This is a genomic window from Streptomyces sp. NPDC008125 (assembly GCF_042957125.1).
Classification (GTDB): domain Bacteria; phylum Actinomycetota; class Actinomycetes; order Streptomycetales; family Streptomycetaceae; genus Streptomyces.
This window is the reverse complement of the sequence record NZ_JBIBHR010000018.1, coordinates 133545-149446: the sequence shown is the minus strand read 5'-3', so window position 1 is coordinate 149446 and position 15902 is coordinate 133545. Positions and strand designations below refer to the sequence as shown.

Here is a 15902-nt window from a genome sequence, read left to right as displayed (position 1 = left end):
ACCCACCCCGTGAAGCCCCTCCTGCCACGACACGGCGAACCGCTCCGGTCCCTCGCGCCCGCGGTCCCGCTGCCACGCGACGTCGCGGTCCCGCCGCTCGCTCCCCTGGAGCCGCTCGACGAGGACGCCACCCTCAACCTGCGCGACGCCGACCGGGAAGTGGCGATCGCTCACATCTACGACCATCACTACACCGGGCTGGTGCGCCTCGCGGTGCTGCTCGGCGCCGAACAGGACGCGGAGGACCTCGTCTCGGAGGCGTTCTGCCAACTCCACTACCGGTGGGCGAAACTGAAGACGCCCGAGGCCGCGGCGAGCTACCTCCGCTCCATAGTCTGCAACCTGGCGCGGATGCGGATACGCCGCATCCGGGTCGTCCGCCGCCACACCTACCGCGTGCCGGAAGACCTGGTCCGCTCCGCCGAGCAGCAGGTACTCCTCAACCAGGACCAGCGTGAACTCGTCGCGGCATTGGGTACGCTGTCGTCCCGGCAGCGGCAGGTCCTGGTGCTGAAGTACTGGCTGGACCTGAAGGAGACCGAGATCGCCGAGACGATGAAGATCTCCGTCGGAGCGGTGAAGTCGCACACGGCCAGGGGCATGGCGAAGCTGACGAGTGTCATGAAGGGAGCAGCCGGGTGAGCAGGGACACCGAGGACCTGCTGCGCAAGGTGCTGAGCGACCTCGCCGCGTCGGTACCGGACGGTTCGGCGACCTCGTACCGCGAGGAGCAGGCCCGCTGGCGCCGCCGGGAGTACCGGCGCCGGTGCGTCGTCGCGGTTCTGGTCCTCCTCATCGTCGCCGTCGTCTGCGCCATCGGCCTGATGACCCTCTCCCACGCGTCGCCGGACACCCACGTGGTCTTCGACAACACCGCTCCCGCGGCATAGACCCCGGAGGCCGCCGCCCGACGGTGGGGCCCGCTGCCCGTCGCCCTCGGCTCCGCCCTCTCCCCGGAGGGGCTGCCCGCTACCCCGACCGCCCCTCCGGTCCCCCCGGCGCGCCCGCCGCCCCGGCTTCGTCCGCGCGCGGCCCTCAGCCCATCCTGAGGTGGTGCAGCATCAGCAGTCCGGCCGCCATGCCGGCCGCGGGCACCCGGCCCCGGGCGATGAGGTCGGGTACGGACTTGAGGGGCACCCACTCCCGGCGCGAGGACTCGAATCCGTCGGTGGGCGGCCCGGTCCAGTGGGCTTCCTCGGCCCAGTAGAGGTGGTGGCGGGCGTCGGTGAGTCCGTTGGAGGGCTCCACCGTCATCAGCGGGCGCAGCGGGCCGGGGCGCCAGCCGGTCTCCTCCTCCATCTCCCGGGCGGCGGCGCGGGCGACGTCCTCGCCGTCCTCCACGACGCCGGCGGCGAGTTCCCAGCCCCAGCTGTCGGTGATGAAGCGGTGCCGCCAGAGCAGCAGGACCTCGTCGGCGTCGTTGACGACGGTGGCGGCGGCGACCGGGCGCAGCCGGATGACGTAGTGGTCGAGGTGCCTGCCGTCGGGGAGTCGGACGTCCGCGAGGTTCACTCGGAACCAGCGGTTCTCATAGACGGATTGTTCGTTCAGGTTCGCCCATTGCACAGTTCTGCCACCTTTCGTTCGTTCGGTGGCAACATCGCAGCAGGGGCGGCGGGGTGGGGACACGTGCGCTCGGGAATGCGCCGGGGCTCACAGGGGCACGCGCAGCGCTCCCGCGATCACCTCGGCGGCCCGCGCGGCCTCCGTGCTTTTGCTGGCCGCGAGGTCGTCGCGGACGGCGCCCATCCGCTCGCGCAGCCTGCGGGACTCGACCCCGCGCGCGCTTTCCGCCATCTCCGTGGCCGTGCGCGCCGCCCGGTCCGGCTCCCCGAGGCGCAGCTCCACCTGGGTCAGCATGGCGAGCCGGTGCACGCGTCCCCGGTCATGCGCCGGGGCGCACACGGCCAGCGCCGCGTGCTCCCTCGCGGCCTTGAGATCGCCGAGGCCGAGCAGGGCCTCGGCGACCTGGACGTCCACCAGACCGGGCTGGACGTACGCGGTCTCCTCCGGCTCCGCGCCGGGGAGGATGCGGGCCGCCAGTGTTTCGGCGCGGCCGATGCGCTCGCGGGCGGACCAGTCGTCCCCGAGGCGGGCGTACGCCTTGGCCTGCATGGCGTGGAGGTCCGCGGCGAGCGCGGGGGTGATGCGGTGTCCGGCGGCCCGTATCGCCGCCTCGGCGAAGGCGACCGCGCGGCGCAACTCCCCCAGGTGGAGGGACTGGTTGACCAGCAGAGCGATCACGTAGCCGCCGAGCGCCCGGTCGCCGCTCGACTTGGCGAGGCGCAGCGCCTGGTGGAAGTAGCGCTGGGCCAGTCCGTGGGCGTCGGAGTCGTAGGCGCAGATGCCCGCGAGCGCGACGAGTCCGGCGGTCGCGCGGTGCAGCCGTCGCCCCGTGGCGTCGTCGTGGCCGGCGTGCAGCAGCGGGGCCGCCCCGGCGTTGAGGAAGCCCACCACCCGGCCTCTGGTGGCGATGCCGCCGGCCTTGCGGTAGAGGTGCTCGTAGTGGTTGCGGGCGGCGCGCAGGATCTCCAGGTCGGCGGGGCCGATGCGGGACGGGCCGGGGCGGGAGACGTCCCTGTCCTCGGGCGGGTTCTCCCACTCCCAGACGGGCATCACGGCCTCGGTCCCGGTGACGGCGGGGACACCTGTCAGCCGCGGGCTGTGCTGCCCGTCCGCCCGCCAGAGCGCGGTGGCCCGTTCGACGAACCCGGCGAGCGGGGTGCCGGGGGACGGAACGGCCGGTGCGCCGGCCGCGCCCATACCGATGTCGTCGAGGGCGACGGGGCGCCCGAGGCGCCGCCCGAGAACCTCGCAGATCAGGTCGGGTACCTCCCCGCGCGGACGCTGGCCCTTCAACCAGCGCGACACGGCGGTGTGTTCGTACCGCAGCCGCAGTCCCCTGGCCTGGCCGGCCCGGTTCACGTGGCCGGCGAGCCCGGCCCGCGAGACCCCTGCCTCCTCCACGAGGGACTCCAGCAGGATGTTGGGCTCCGTACGGTCGCGCTCCACGCGTCCCCCTTCCCGCGCCGGGCCGGACAGGTGGGTCGGGCCTGTGCCGGACGCGTACGCCGCAAGGTTCCAGCCAAGCACCGATTCACACGGGGTGTGAACGGAATGCCCGAACCGTCCCCCTGTGCGCCCTCCCGCACGGGGACGGCCGTGGGTTGACTGGGCGTCTCGCCGGATCGCGGCCGGGTCGTCGCGGCTCCCCCTCGTAAAGCTCCGACGGCCCTCGTCCGCACCGCCCGCCCTGCCGGCCTGCCCGACACACCACGGCAGGGCGGGCGGTGCGGGACCGCACGGTCCCACTGCCCGAACGAACAGGAGGGGTGGCCACGGGACGGAGGCCGGGGCCGAAACGCTTCTGGTCCCGACTCCGGGCCCGGGTGCGGTCCCCCGCGGACGGCGAGACGGAGGAGGGACGCATCCGGTGACCGGATGCGTCCCTCCTCACCGTGCTGCGGCGACCGCCGCGCGGGGCGTCACGCCCCGCGCAGCACCGCGCCGTTGCGCTCGGCGGCGAGCGCCACGGCGGCGTCACGGGCGGCCGACGCCTCGTCGACCGTCAGTGTGCGGTCCGGGGCGCGGAAGCGCAGCGCGTACGCGAGCGACTTGCGGCCCTCGCCGATCTGGTCGCCGGTGAACACGTCGAACAGCCGGAGCGATTCGAGGAGTTCGCCCGCGCCCTCGCGGAGCGTCGCCTCGACCTCGGCGGCGGGGACGTCGGTGGGGACGATGAGCGCGATGTCCTGGGTCGCCACCGGGAAGGTGGAGATCCGGGGAGCGCGGAGCGCGCCTGCGGCAGCCCGCTCCAGGACGTCGATCTCGATCTCCATGGCGCTGGTGCGCTCGGGGAGGTGCAGCTCCTTGACGACGCGCGGGTGGAGTTCCCCCGCGTGGCCGAGGAGGGTCTCCTCGCCGTTCACCGTGACGTACAGCGCGGCGCAGCGGCCGGGGTGCCACGGGGCGTGCCGGTCGGCGCGGACCGTCACCTCGACACCCGCCTCACGGGCGAGGGTGCGTGCCGCCTCGACGGAGTCCGCCCAGGTGGCCGGGCGGCCCTTGCCCCACCAGCCGGCCTGCTCGCGGGCGCCCGCGAGGACGACGGCGGCGTGGCGCGGCTGACGCGGCAGGGAGGTGTCGAGCGCGGCGATCTCCTCTTCCGAGGGACGCCGGTCCACCGGGAGCCGGACGGCCTGCGCCTCGTGACCGGTCGGCCGGAAGACCAGCCCGGTCTCGAAGAGCGCGAGGTCGTGGGAGCCGCGGCCGTCGTTGCGCCGCAGTGCGCCGAGGAGGCCCGGCAGCAGCGTGGTGCGCAGCGCCGGCTCCTCGTCGGAGAGCGGGTTGGCGAGGAGGACCGTGCGGCGCCGGGCGTCGTCGGTGTCCAGGCCGAGCTGGTCGAGGACGGTGTTCCCGATGAACGGGTAGTTCAGCGCCTCGACGTAACCGGCGCCGGCCAGCGCCCGGCCGATGCGGCGGGCCAGCCGCTGGCGGTCGGTGAGACCGCGGCCGGAGGGCGGGGTCGGCAGGGTGGACGGGAGGTTCTCGTACCCCTCCAGCCGGATGACCTCTTCGGCGAGGTCGTTCGGCTCGCTGAGGTCGGGGCGCCAGGACGGCGCGGTGACCAGCAGCTCGTCCTGCCCGTAGACGTCGCAGCCGACCTCCTGGAGGCGGCGGACGACGATCTCACGGCCGTAGTCGACTCCGGCCACACGGCTGGGGTGGTCCGCGGGCATCGCGATGGTACGGGGCGCGGACGGGGCGGTGATCTCGGTGACGCCCGCCTCGGCGGTCCCGCCGGCCAGCAGTACCAGGAGGTCGACCGTGCGCTGCGCGGCAGCGGCGGCGGCCTGCGGGTCCACGCCGCGCTCGAAGCGCCGGGACGCCTCGGAGGACAGCTTGTGCCGGCGCGAGGTGCGGGCGATCGAGAGCGCGTCGAAGTTCGCGGCCTCGACGACGACCTCGGTCGTGGCGGACCCGGTGCCGGCGTCGGCGATCTCCGTGTGGGCGCCGCCCATGACACCGGCCAGGCCGATGGGGCCCCGGTCGTCGGTGATGACGAGGTCCTCGGCGTCCAGGACGCGGACGACACCGTCGAGGGTGGTGAGCTTCTCGCCCTGCTGGGCGCGGCGGACGCCGATGGGGCCTTCGACGCGCGTGCGGTCGTAGGCGTGCAGCGGCTGGCCGAGCTCCAGCATCACGTAGTTGGTGATGTCGACGGCGAGCGAGACGGCGCGCATGCCGGCCTTCTGCAGCCGGCGCGTCATCCAGAGCGGCGAGCGGGCCTCGGGGTCGAGACCGGTGACGGTGCGCGCGGTGAAGCGCGGGCAGCCGAACGGGTCGCTGATCCGGACCGGGTAGCCGAACGCGTTCGGCGCGGGTACGTCGAGCAGCGCCGGGTCGCGCAGCGGCAGGCCGTACGCGGTGGCGGTCTCGCGGGCGATGCCGCGCATCGACAGGGCGTAGCCGCGGTCCGGGGTGACGGCGATGTCGAGGACCTCGTCGACGAGCTGGAGCAGCTCGATCGCGTCGGTGCCCGCCGCGGTCTCCGGGGACAGCACGATGATGCCGTGGGTACCGTCGTCGCCCATGCCGAGCTCGTCGGTGGAGCAGATCATGCCGTGCGAGGTCCTGCCGTACGTCTTGCGCGCGGCGATCGCGAAGTCGCCGGGCAGGACGGCGCCGGGCAGGACCACGACGACCTTGTCGCCGACGGCGAAGTTGCGGGCGCCGCAGACGATCTCCTGCGGTGCGCCGGTGCCGTTGGCGGTGCCGACGTCGACGGTGCAGAAGCGGATGGGCTTCTTGAAGCCCTCCAGCTCCTCGATGGTCAGTACCTCTCCGACGACCAGCGGCCCGGTGAGGCCGGCGCCGGTCTGCTCGACGGTCTCGACCTCGAAGCCGGCGGCCACGAGCTTGGCCTGCACGTCACGGCCGGTCTCGGAAGCCGGCAGGTCGACGTATTCCCGCAGCCAGGAAAGCGGGACGCGCATCAGATCTCCATCCCGAACGGTCGGGTGAACCGGATGTCACCCTCGACCAGGTCTCGCATGTCTTCGACGTTGTGGCGGAACATCAGCATCCGTTCGATGCCGAAGCCGAAAGCGAATCCGCTGTACTTCTCGGGGTCCACACCGCAGGCGACGAGCACCTTCGGGTTGACCATGCCGCAGCCGCCCAGCTCGATCCAGCCCTCGCTGCCACAGGTGCGGCAGGGGCGGTCGGGGTTGCCGACGGACTCGCCGCGGCAGACGAAACAGACCATGTCCATCTCGGCGGACGGCTCGGTGAACGGGAAGTAGTTCGGCCGCAGCCGGGTCTTCATGTCCGCCCCGAACAGCGCCTGCACCATGTGGTCCAGGGTGCCCTTGAGGTCGGCCATGGTGAGGCCCTCGTCGATCGCGAGCAGCTCGATCTGGTGGAAGACCGGGGTGTGCGTCGCGTCGAGCTCGTCGGTGCGATAGACCCGGCCGGGGCAGACCACGTAGACGGGGGGCGTGCGGCTGAGCAGCGACCGCGCCTGGACGGGCGAGGTGTGGGTCCGCAGTACGACGCCGGACTCGTCGCCCTCGGTGGGACGGCCGTCGGCCGTCGTGCCGCGGACGAAGAAGGTGTCCTGCATCTGGCGCGCCGGGTGGTCGGGCACGAAGTTGAGGGCGTCGAAGTTGAACCACTCCGCCTCGACCTCGGGGCCCTCCGCGATCTCGTAGCCCATGGCCACGAAGACGTCCGCGACGCGCTCCATGATGGTCGTCAGCGGGTGGCGGGCGCCGGCCGGGACGCGGTCGTAGGGCAGCGTGACGTCCACGGCCTCCTCGACGAGCACCCGGGCGTCCCGCTCGGCCTCCAGCTCGGCCTGGCGCGCGGCCAGGGCCTTGGAGACGGCGCCGCGGGCCTGGCCCACGCGCTTGCCCGCCTCGGCCTTGGCCTGCGGCGGCAGGGCTCCGATCTCGCGGTTGGCGAGCGACAGCGGCGAGGTACCCCCGGTGTGCGCGGTCTTCGCCTGGGCGAGCGCGTCGAGGTCGCCCGCGGCGGCGAAGGCGGCGAACGCCTCGTCCCGCATGCGCTCGATCTCTTCCGGTTTCAGTGCCTCGACCTCGACTGGGTCGTACGACTTGTTCGGTGCCGACATCTCTTCCCGTGCTTCCGATTGGCTGATACTGCCCGTATCGGGGGACACCCCGAGACCCCCGTGGCCCTGCTCGACGGCAGGAGGACGCAAAGGTGCCAAAGGTCGAGTCTAAAGGCCGTGGGGGCGGTACGAAGCCCGTGGGCTGCTCGGGGGCCCTCCACCGCATGGTGCGAAGGCGCCCGATCCCTCCGCGCGATCCTGGTTATCGCAGGTACGCGGGGGTGCTCACGGGCAGGATAAATCGAAACTCCGCGCCCCCGCCGGGCGCCCGGTCGACCGTGATGGTGCCGCCGTGGGCGGCGACGATGCCCTTGACGATATAGAGGCCCAGGCCGGTGCCGCCGCGCTTGCTGCCGCGCCAGAAGCGGGTGAAGACGCGGGCCATCGACTCCTCGGGGATGCCGGGCCCTTCGTCGCTCACGGTGACCGCCGTTCCTGTCTCGTCGTTGTCCGCCGGGGCGGGTGCGATGTCGATGGTGACAGTTCCCTCGCCGTGGCGCACCGCGTTTTCCAGCAGGTTGCCGAGCACCTGGTCGATCTTGTCGGGGTCGGCCCAGAGATCGGGCAGCGGCTGCTCGGTACGGACGAGGAAGCGGTCGGGCGACTGACCGCTGGCGACGAGCGCCTGTACGTGGCGGGCGACGGCGGCGGAGATGTCGACGGGCTGGCGGCGCAGCTCCAGGCGGCCCGAGTCGATCCGGGAGATGTCGAGCAGTTCGGCGATGAGGCGGGTGATGCGGCCGGCGTCGGCGTCGACCGTCTCCAGCATGAGCCGCTTCTGGTCGTCGGAGAAACGTTCCCACTTGGCGAGCAGCGTGGCGGTGAACCCCTTGACCGAGGTCAGCGGGGAGCGCAGCTCGTGGGCGACGGTGGCGATGAGGTCGGAGTGGCTGCGCTCGGTGCGGCGGCGGGCCTCGGTCGAGCGGAGCTGGACGACCACCCGCCGGACGGGGCCGGTGGGGTGGTCGCGGACGTACCGCGCGGTGACCAGGACCTCGCGCCCGCCGGGGAGCAGCAGGTTCCGCTCCGGCTGGCCGACCCGGGTGGCGAGGCCGCCGTAGGGATCGGTCAGGGTCCACCAGCGGCGGCCCTTGAGGTCTTCGAGGGGCAGCGCCTGTTCCAGCCGGCTGCCGAGGGCGGCTTCCTTGGCCACGGAGGTGATCTTGACGGCGGCGGCGTTGAAGCAGACGATGCGCCCGGCCCGGTCGGCGACGACCAGTCCGTCCGGCAGGTCGTCCGGCTCGGCGCCGAGGAGGAGGTCCGAGGGGGCGGAGCCGTCCGGCGCGTGCGTGTCCGCCCCGGGGCGGACGACGGTGGTCGTCGTCCGACGCGGCCTGCTCATGCCGACAGTCATTTTCCCGTACCCCACCTCTCGCACCGGTGCAGTGGGCCCCGAGCCCGTCACCCTACTAGGCGTCGGTGAGCCCGCGACACCCTGCGGGGGCGCGCGGAAGGGCGCATCGTGGAACACCGGCTCATGTACGGCCGGGACCTGCCCGATCGCCTCACGCCGGGGCGCACGCCGCGCACGTACAGGCGCGGGAAGGCCCCGCACGCCGGGTCGCACGCGGGCCGACGGCCGAGTCCACGCGCGGGCGCACCGGCGTGCGGGGCAGATGCGGCGCCCGGGGCGGGAGACCGGACGGGGGCCGCTCCGGGCCAGAAGACTGATGAAGATCTTGGGGCGGGGTGCCCGGGTCAGGAAGCCGTACGGGGGCGCTGCGCGCGGGCGGAGGCGTAGAGGCAGACGGCGGCGGCGGTGGCCAGGTTGAGGCTCTCCGCCTTGCCGTGGATGGGCACCCGCACCACGGCGTCGGCGAGGGCGCGGGTCTCCTCGGGGAGGCCCCAGGCCTCGTTGCCGAAGACCCACGCGGTGGGGCCGCCCATGGTGCCCGCGTCGAGTTCGTCGTCGAGGTCGGCCGTGCCGGCCCCGTCCGCGGCGAGCACCCGCGCACCGGCGTCCCGCAGCCCCTGGACGGCCAGCTCGACCGGTACGCCGATCGCGACCGGCAGGTGGAAGTGCGAACCGACCGATGCGCGCACCGACTTGGGGTTGTACAGGTCGACCGAGGCGTCGGTGAGGACCACGGCGTCCGCGCCCGCGGCGTCGGCGCAGCGCAGCACCGTACCGGCGTTGCCGGGGTCGCGTACGTTCGCCAGGACGGCCACCAGGCGGGGCTTCGCGGCGAGGATGTCCTCGAACGGCGAGTCCAGGAAGCGGCAGACGCCGATCAGGCCCTGGGGGGTGACGGTCTGCGAGACGTCGGCGAGGACGTCCGTGTCGGCGAGGTGCACCCGGGCACCGGCCGCGTGGGCGGCGTCGATGATCTCCGTGTACCGCTCGGCGGCTTCCACGGTGGCGAACAGCTCGACCAGGGTGGGTTCGCCGTCGGCGCCCCGGTGCACGGCGGCCTCGCGCACGGCCTGCGGCCCCTCGGCGATGAACCGGCGCTCCTTGACACGGAAGTTCCGCTTGGCCAGCCTCCGGGCCGCGGCGACGCGGGGCGAACGCGGGGAGATCAGTTCGGGGATGCCCATGGTCGGCGGCGGGCCTCTCTGCGTGCGGCGGGACTCGGGGGTGTCCGGCGGGTCAGGGTCACGCGCCCCCGGAGGGCGTGTGACACACCGGAAAGGCGCGTGACGCACCGGACCCGCAGGCGACGAGCGCCTGCGGGTCCGGGTCAAGCACCTTCAAGTACGCCTGGGTCAGGCGGCCTTGGGGGCGTTCACGTCGGCCGGGAGGGCCTTCTTCGCGACCTCGACGAGGGCGGCGAACGCGTTGGCGTCGTTGACCGCGAGCTCGGCCAGGATCTTGCGGTCCACCTCGATGTTGGCGGCCTTCAGACCCTGGATGAGGCGGTTGTAGGTCATGCCGTTCTGGCGGGCAGCGGCGTTGATGCGCTGGATCCAGAGCTGGCGGAAGTCGCCCTTGCGCTTCTTGCGGTCGTTGTAGTTGTAGACCAGGGAGTGGGTGACCTGCTCCTTGGCCTTGCGGTACAGGCGCGAACGCTGACCGCGGTAACCACTGGCGGCCTCGAGGATCGCCCGGCGCTTCTTGTGGGCGTTTACTGCCCGCTTGACGCGTGCCACTTTTAACTCCTTGTAGCGGGGCTGGTGTTCATGTCTTCGACGCACCCAGCCCGGAAACGAATTGGTCCCGGTGTGATCGAGGTCGGCCTCCCGTATTCACCGGGGGCCAGGACCTCACTTGCCGAGAAGCTTCTTGATCTTCTTGGCGTCGGCCGGAGCCACGACGACCGTGCCGGTCAGCGAGCGGGTCTTCTTGGACGACTTGTGCTCCAGGAGGTGGCGCTTGCCCGCCTTCTCGCGGAGCACCTTGCCGGAGCCGGTGATCTTGAAGCGCTTGCTGGTACCGCTGTGCGTCTTGTTCTTCGGCATCGCGCCGTTCTCTCCTCGTCAGTGGCGCCCCTCACGGTGCGGGCACCGCGCAATCAGGGGCGTCAGATCTCTGTGGATTCCAAGAGGACCGGGGGCCGCCTGGATGGCGGCCCCGAGGTCACGCCTCGGAAGGTGTCTCGGCCGAAGCCTCGGCAGGAGCCTCGGCGGGTGCCTCGGCCTGCTCCTGGGACTCACCCTCGGACTCGGCGTCCTGGGTAGTGCCCTGGCGCTCGGCCTTGCGGGCGGCCTGCGCCTCGCGGGCCTCCGCCATGGCTTCGGTCTTCTTCTTGTGCGGGCCCAGAACCATGATCATGTTCCGGCCGTCCTGCTTGGGGTTGGACTCGATGAAGCCGAGTTCCTCGACGTCCGAAGCAAGACGCTGGAGCAGGCGGAAACCGAGCTCCGGGCGGGACTGCTCACGACCACGGAACATGATCGTGATCTTGACCTTGTCGCCCTGCTTCAGGAACCGGACGACGTGACCCTTCTTGGTGTCATAGTCGTGCGGGTCGATCTTCGGCCGGAGCTTCATCTCCTTGATGACCGTGTGCGCCTGGTTCTTGCGCGCCTCACGGGCCTTCATGGCCGACTCGTACTTGAACTTCCCGTAGTCCATGAGCTTGCACACGGGCGGACGGGCAGTCGCCGCCACCTCGACCAGGTCGAGGTCGTACTCCTGTGCGAGCTCCAGGGCCTTGGCAAGCGGAACAATCCCGACCTGCTCGCCGCTGGGTCCGACAAGTCGCACCTCGGGAACGCGAATCCTGTCGTTGATGCGGGGCTCGGCGCTGATGGATCCTCCTAGGTAGCACCACGGGACCGCCTGGCGGACAGCCCCGTAACGTCTGTTTTCGACAAGACCAACCACGCCGGAACATGAAAAATGCCCCGGACGGGAACACAGGCGGGGCTCCTGGAAATACCGGAACACCGCCGCGTGCAATCCGCGGGGCGCATCGGACGGCTCCATCGTCCGTACGGAACGATGGTGGCCGCCTGACCGGTGACCCGTCGCCCTGAGGGTGATCGGGTGGGAGATCGGAGCCTCCACTTGTGGGCCGAGCACATAGGTGTCCGGCCGGTCGTTACACAAGGTTAGCAGCCGCCGGACGAGAACGTAAATCGGCTGCACCCGCCCGCCCGGGCGGGCGGCTCCCGCGCGCGGGGACGTACGGGACCCGCCGTATCGTGTGGGGCATGAGTGACGCCCCCAGCACCGAGAACCCCGGCTTCGACGAAATGGCCCGCGACATCGCGGAGGTCCCCGCCGTCGAGGTGATCGTGACCGTCGCGGTCAACCTGATGAGCGCCGCGGCCGTGAAGCTCGGCCTGACCGAGGAGGGCGAGGAGCACAAGGACCTCGACGAGGCCCGCAAGCTCGTGCACGCCCTCGCCGGCCTGCTGGACGCCAGCACGACCGAGATCAGCACCTTCCACGCCTCGCCGCTGCGCGACGGGCTGAAGTCCCTGCAGCTCGCCTTCCGCGAGGCCTCGCTCGTCCCGGACGAGCCGGGCACCGGCCCGGGTGAGAAGTACACGGGCCCGGTCTACGGCTAGCAGCACCCGGAGACTCACCTCGGAGCCCGCCCTCCCCCGTGGAGGGCGGGCTCCGAGGTGTCCGGGGCGGAACGCGGGAACCGGTGCGGCGCCCGGAAGGCGGCCCGCCGGGTTCACCCGGCGCCGGTCACCACTTCTTGTACGCGGTCAGCGGGTGCACCGCGTCGCCCCAGCGCGCCAGGATCAGCAGGTCCTTGTACGCGTACACGTCGGCGAGCTCGCGGCTGTCGTTGTCCACGTCCTCGCGGAACGAACGGTCGTCCTTCTCGTCGCCGGTCTCCAGGTCGTAGACGTCGAGTTTGTCGTCGGACGTGTCCTTCTCGTTGGGGTCGGAGATCGCGGTGACCCGGCCGCCTCCCACGTACAGCCCGGAGAAGTCGCGCTTCCTCGGCTTGGCGCGCCACGCCTCGTCGCCGCTCTTCAGATCGAAGGCGACCAGCTGGTCGTAGGTGAAGCCCTTGTACGGGTACGCGGCGACCGCGACGAGCCTGCCGTCGCTCACCGCGACCTTGGCGCGCGAGCGGTCCGCGGGAATCTCGCCGTACGCTCCGTCGAACTCGATCCGCCCCTGCGGTCGGCCGTCCGCCGAGAAGGCGAGGAAGGCATGCACCCCACGGTCCGCGCTCTCCGCGACCTGGACGACCGGCGGGTCCGCGGAGAGGACGGACACCTCCGCGTCGACGGCTACGCTGCGTCGTGCGTCGAGCGGCGCAGCCCACCGCAGCGCGCCGTCCGCCGGGTCGAAGGCGGCCAGTTCCAGGTCCTTGAGTTCACAGGCCAGTACGGCGAGAACCTGCTTCTCCGTCGCCGAAACCCGGTACGGGACACACCCCTTGGGCATCGCCGCCTTCCACCGCGCCGCTCCGGTACGGGCATCGACGGCACGCAGTGCCTCGGTGCCGGCCAGCCGGTCCTCGGGATCGTCGTGCGGGTGGGGCTCGTAGGCCCAGTCCGCGTCGCTGTCGCGCAAGACGGCGAGCCCGCCGCCCACGGCGACCAGGTCCGGCTGCTCCTCAAGGACGTCCGTGTCCGCGGCGACCGGGGTGTGCCACAGCTCGTCGCCCGTCCTCAGGTCGATCGCGGCGGCCGTGGCGCAGCCCCCGCCCTTCTCCACGTCACCGTCCTCGCCGTAGGCGATCAGGCCGATCCCGTCGGCGGTGGTGGTGCCGACGGCGCATATCTCGGCCCGGCCGGGCACCACGTACTCCCAGCGCTCCTTGCCGTCGGCCGCGCCGAACCCGGTCACCGCGTCGAAACGGGTACGGACCACGGTGTCGTCCACCAGCCACCCGCCGTTGCCGTGGTCAGCGGCGTTCAGATCGCGCGGGGCCTCCCAGCTGCGGACCATCGCGCCCCCCGGCAGATAGCCCTCCGAATCCAGCAGAGCGGCCACCAGGGCGACGACGACCGCGGCGATGCCCACCGGTATCGCGACGATCCCCACTGTGCGGAGCAGGCCGCGCGGCCTCCCGGCGTCCTGCGCCGAACTGTCCGTGTTCAAGGTTCCCCCCTTGACGAAGCGTCACACTGTGCCTCTCCAGGCTCCCATACGCCTCATACGCCTCAAGGGCGCCCCCAGCGGGGCGGGTTCGCTCCTACGGAGCCCGTCGCCCCCGGATGGGGCGGCGGGCTCCGCGGGATCCGGCGCTTCCGCGCGCCGGGGTGTCGCTCAGGCCGTCCCCGCCTCGTCGGCCGGAACGTCGCCCGCCTCGGCGGCACCGGTCGAGGCCGGATGCGTCAGACGGTGGGCGAGCGCGGCGATGACCCGAACTCCGAGACAACCGTCCGCGTCCGCATCCGACCACCTGGCGAGAGGCACCCCCCTGGCGAGGAGTTTCCGGCTTCATTCGCGTCGCCCCGTCCCGGGAGGAAGTGGCGGGCGCCCTCGCTGGGCCGTTCGGGTGGCGGTGGCCGCTCCCGGGGCCGCCGTGCGCCTCGCAGGCTCGGGAGGCCGTGCGCCTCGCGGGCTCCGTTGGCCGACCGTGCGCCCGGCGGGCTCGGGAGGCCGTGCGGTCAGCGGGTGAAGAGCGCCGCACCGGGAGCGGGCGCTCCGGCCGGCAGCACGGCGAGGTCGAGGCCGCGTACGAGCCGGGCGCGCAGCACCTCGCTGGCGGAGAGCGCGGAGGCCACCCGGCGTGCGGCCTCGGCGGGGACGGCGTCCGGGGCGAGGACGAGCGCGAGGGTGCCGTCGGCGTTCCCGGGGCCCAGGTGGGCGCGGAGCACGGCGGATTCGGCGGCGACGACGTCCCGTACGGCCGCGACGACGGCGGGGTCTTCCAGCGGGTCGGCGCTGGTCCGTCCCTCGGCGAGGGCGCGCAGTGCGGACCCGGAGAGTTCGAAGGCGACGGGCCCGGCGAGGTCCAGCACGACCGTGTCCGCCTTTTCGTGGGCGGCGGCCTGGAGCGCCTGGTGCAGGGGCACGGCGACGGGGCGGGCCTGCGGGTCCCAGAGCGCCAGGGACGCGGTGGAGGTGAAGGCGGGGAGTGCGCGCCGGTTCCCCGCACGGAGGGTGGGGACCGCCATGTCGCTGGTCTTCTCGCGGCGCAGCCCGTTCTCGTCCTCTTCCACCTCGCCGAGGACGGCGACGACGGGCACCAGGAGCCGGGCGTCCCGGAGGGCGGCGAGCACCGGCCCGACGGCCGACCTGTCCTTCGACCAGGCGGCGAGCGCCGCCGTCAGCTCGGGGGCGGCGGTGCCGTCGTCGTCGGAGAAACCGGGGTCCGGGATGTTCTTGAGCTCCACGGGACGAGCCTAGTGGGTTCCTTTTCTCACCCTGACGACAGGTTCGCCACAGGCTCCTCTCAGCTGCGGTTCCTAGCGTGCGGCCATGCCCCGACGGAGAATACGCAGGTCAGTGATGTCCGCCTCGGTGACGACGTTGGTCGTGCTGGCCGGTACGGCGGCCGGCGGCGCGTACCTGACGAGCCACGCGGCCGACGGCGTGGCCACCCCGGTGGCCTCGGTAGCCTCGGCCTCGTCGCGGGCCGCCTCGCCGGGGGGCGGTACACCGTCCGCGACGGCGAGCGCGACGAGTGAGGAGCCCGCGGTGGAGTACGACGCGCTGGTGGCGGCGGCCGTCCGGCCGGTGGCAGGTGACGCGCGGCTTTCGGTCGCCGTCCTCGACACGGAGAGCGGGGCGGGCGGCACGTACGAGAGCGCCGCCGGGCAGACCTTCGACACGGCGAGCATCGTGAAGGTGGACATCCTGGCCGCGCTGCTGCTGACCGCGCAGGACGAGGGCCGGGAGCTGACCGCGAGCGAGCGCGCCTCGGCGGCCACCATGATCGAGAACAGTGACAACGCCTCGGCGACGCGGCTGCTCCAGGTGGTCGGCGGCGAGAGCGCGCTCGACGCGGCGAACGAGCGGCTGGGGCTGACCGGTACGACCGCCTCCCACGCGTGGGGGCTGAGCCGGACCACCGCGGCCGACCAGGTGCGGCTGCTGGAGGCGGTCTTCGCCCCGCCGGCCTCTCCCGCGAGCTCCCCGCTGTCGGCGGAGTCGCGGGCCTACGTCCAGGAGCTGATGGGCCGGGTCGAGGCGGACCAGCGGTGGGGCGTGTCCGCGGCGGGCGGCGACGTGCTCCTGAAGAACGGCTGGATGCCCCGGACCACCACCGGACTGTGGGACATCAACAGCGTGGGGCGGGTCGAGTCGGACGGCCGCACGTATCTGGTGGCCGTGCTCAGCGACGGCCACGCCACCCAGCAGGCGGGCATCGCCCTGGCCGAGGCGGCGGCGAAGGCCGCGGTGGGAGCGGTCGCGGCGGCGGGCTGACGGCGCCGCCCGCCCCGTGCCGCTCGTGGACGGGCA

The 15902-nt window shown here is 72.6% G+C and carries 15 protein-coding genes; 4 read left to right on the top strand and 11 right to left on the bottom strand.

From position 1 onward, the window contains the following. Positions 1-9: 9 nt before the first annotated feature. A complete protein-coding gene (locus ACFZAX_RS27530) occupies positions 10-642 on the top strand; it encodes a sigma-70 family RNA polymerase sigma factor (RefSeq protein WP_390964963.1) in 633 nt (210 codons plus the stop codon). Then, on the top strand, positions 639-890 hold the full coding sequence (locus ACFZAX_RS27525; protein WP_390964962.1) for a hypothetical protein: 252 nt from the start codon (positions 639-641) through the stop codon (positions 888-890). Before ACFZAX_RS27530 ends, ACFZAX_RS27525 begins: the two co-directional genes overlap by 4 nt. A gap of 145 nt (positions 891-1035) precedes the next feature. Here the strand turns inward: ACFZAX_RS27525 and ACFZAX_RS27520 are convergent, their stop codons facing one another. From ACFZAX_RS27520 to infC, 9 genes are all read right to left on the bottom strand, one after another. Then, the gene (locus tag ACFZAX_RS27520) at positions 1036-1566 is read right to left on the bottom strand and encodes an NUDIX domain-containing protein (protein WP_390964961.1); all 531 of its coding nucleotides are present in this window, start codon (positions 1564-1566) and stop codon (positions 1036-1038) included. A gap of 87 nt (positions 1567-1653) precedes the next feature. Next, positions 1654-3012: a transcriptional regulator gene (locus tag ACFZAX_RS27515; RefSeq protein WP_390964960.1), complete on the bottom strand. Its 1359-nt coding sequence runs from the start codon at positions 3010-3012 to the stop codon at positions 1654-1656. Between the two features lie 473 nt (positions 3013-3485). Then, positions 3486-5996, bottom strand: coding sequence for a phenylalanine--tRNA ligase subunit beta (gene pheT / locus ACFZAX_RS27510; protein ID WP_390964959.1), 2511 nt, complete (start codon positions 5994-5996; stop codon positions 3486-3488). Continuing rightward, positions 5996-7135, bottom strand: coding sequence for a phenylalanine--tRNA ligase subunit alpha (gene pheS / locus ACFZAX_RS27505; protein ID WP_390964958.1), 1140 nt, complete (start codon positions 7133-7135; stop codon positions 5996-5998). The genes pheT and pheS overlap by 1 nt, the downstream gene beginning before the upstream one ends. A 202-nt stretch (positions 7136-7337) precedes the next feature. Then, positions 7338-8489, bottom strand: coding sequence for an ATP-binding protein (locus ACFZAX_RS27500; protein ID WP_390964957.1), 1152 nt, complete (start codon positions 8487-8489; stop codon positions 7338-7340). A 344-nt stretch (positions 8490-8833) separates the two neighbouring features. Then, positions 8834-9673, bottom strand: a complete 840-nt coding sequence (locus tag ACFZAX_RS27495) for a TrmH family RNA methyltransferase (RefSeq protein ID WP_390964956.1) — start codon at positions 9671-9673, stop codon at positions 8834-8836. 168 nt (positions 9674-9841) lie between these two features. Next, a complete protein-coding gene (gene rplT / locus ACFZAX_RS27490; RefSeq protein ID WP_266702543.1) occupies positions 9842-10225 on the bottom strand; it encodes a 50S ribosomal protein L20 in 384 nt (127 codons plus the stop codon). A 114-nt stretch (positions 10226-10339) separates the two neighbouring features. Beyond that, positions 10340-10534 (bottom strand): 50S ribosomal protein L35, encoded by a 195-nt coding sequence (gene rpmI, locus ACFZAX_RS27485; RefSeq protein WP_266702544.1) that lies wholly within the window; start codon positions 10532-10534, stop codon positions 10340-10342. A 118-nt stretch (positions 10535-10652) separates the two neighbouring features. Next, a complete protein-coding gene (infC, locus tag ACFZAX_RS27480) occupies positions 10653-11402 on the bottom strand; it encodes a translation initiation factor IF-3 (RefSeq protein WP_390964955.1) in 750 nt (249 codons plus the stop codon). A 329-nt stretch (positions 11403-11731) separates the two neighbouring features. Between infC and ACFZAX_RS27475 the strand changes: the two genes are divergently transcribed. Continuing rightward, a complete protein-coding gene (locus ACFZAX_RS27475; protein WP_266702546.1) occupies positions 11732-12091 on the top strand; it encodes a DUF1844 domain-containing protein in 360 nt (119 codons plus the stop codon). Positions 12092-12218: 127 nt separating this feature from the next. Here ACFZAX_RS27475 and ACFZAX_RS27470 read toward each other — a convergent pair whose 3' ends face one another. Together ACFZAX_RS27470 and ACFZAX_RS27465 are read right to left on the bottom strand one after the other, a co-directional pair. Further along, on the bottom strand, positions 12219-13592 hold the full coding sequence (locus tag ACFZAX_RS27470; RefSeq protein WP_390964954.1) for a PQQ-binding-like beta-propeller repeat protein: 1374 nt from the start codon (positions 13590-13592) through the stop codon (positions 12219-12221). A 512-nt stretch (positions 13593-14104) separates the two neighbouring features. Beyond that, a complete protein-coding gene (locus ACFZAX_RS27465; RefSeq protein WP_390964953.1) occupies positions 14105-14833 on the bottom strand; it encodes an SseB family protein in 729 nt (242 codons plus the stop codon). An 85-nt stretch (positions 14834-14918) separates the two neighbouring features. Between ACFZAX_RS27465 and ACFZAX_RS27460 the strand changes: the two genes are divergently transcribed. Beyond that, entirely contained in the window at positions 14919-15866 is a 948-nt protein-coding gene (locus ACFZAX_RS27460) for a serine hydrolase (protein WP_390964952.1), read from the top strand. Positions 15867-15902 lie beyond the last annotated feature (36 nt).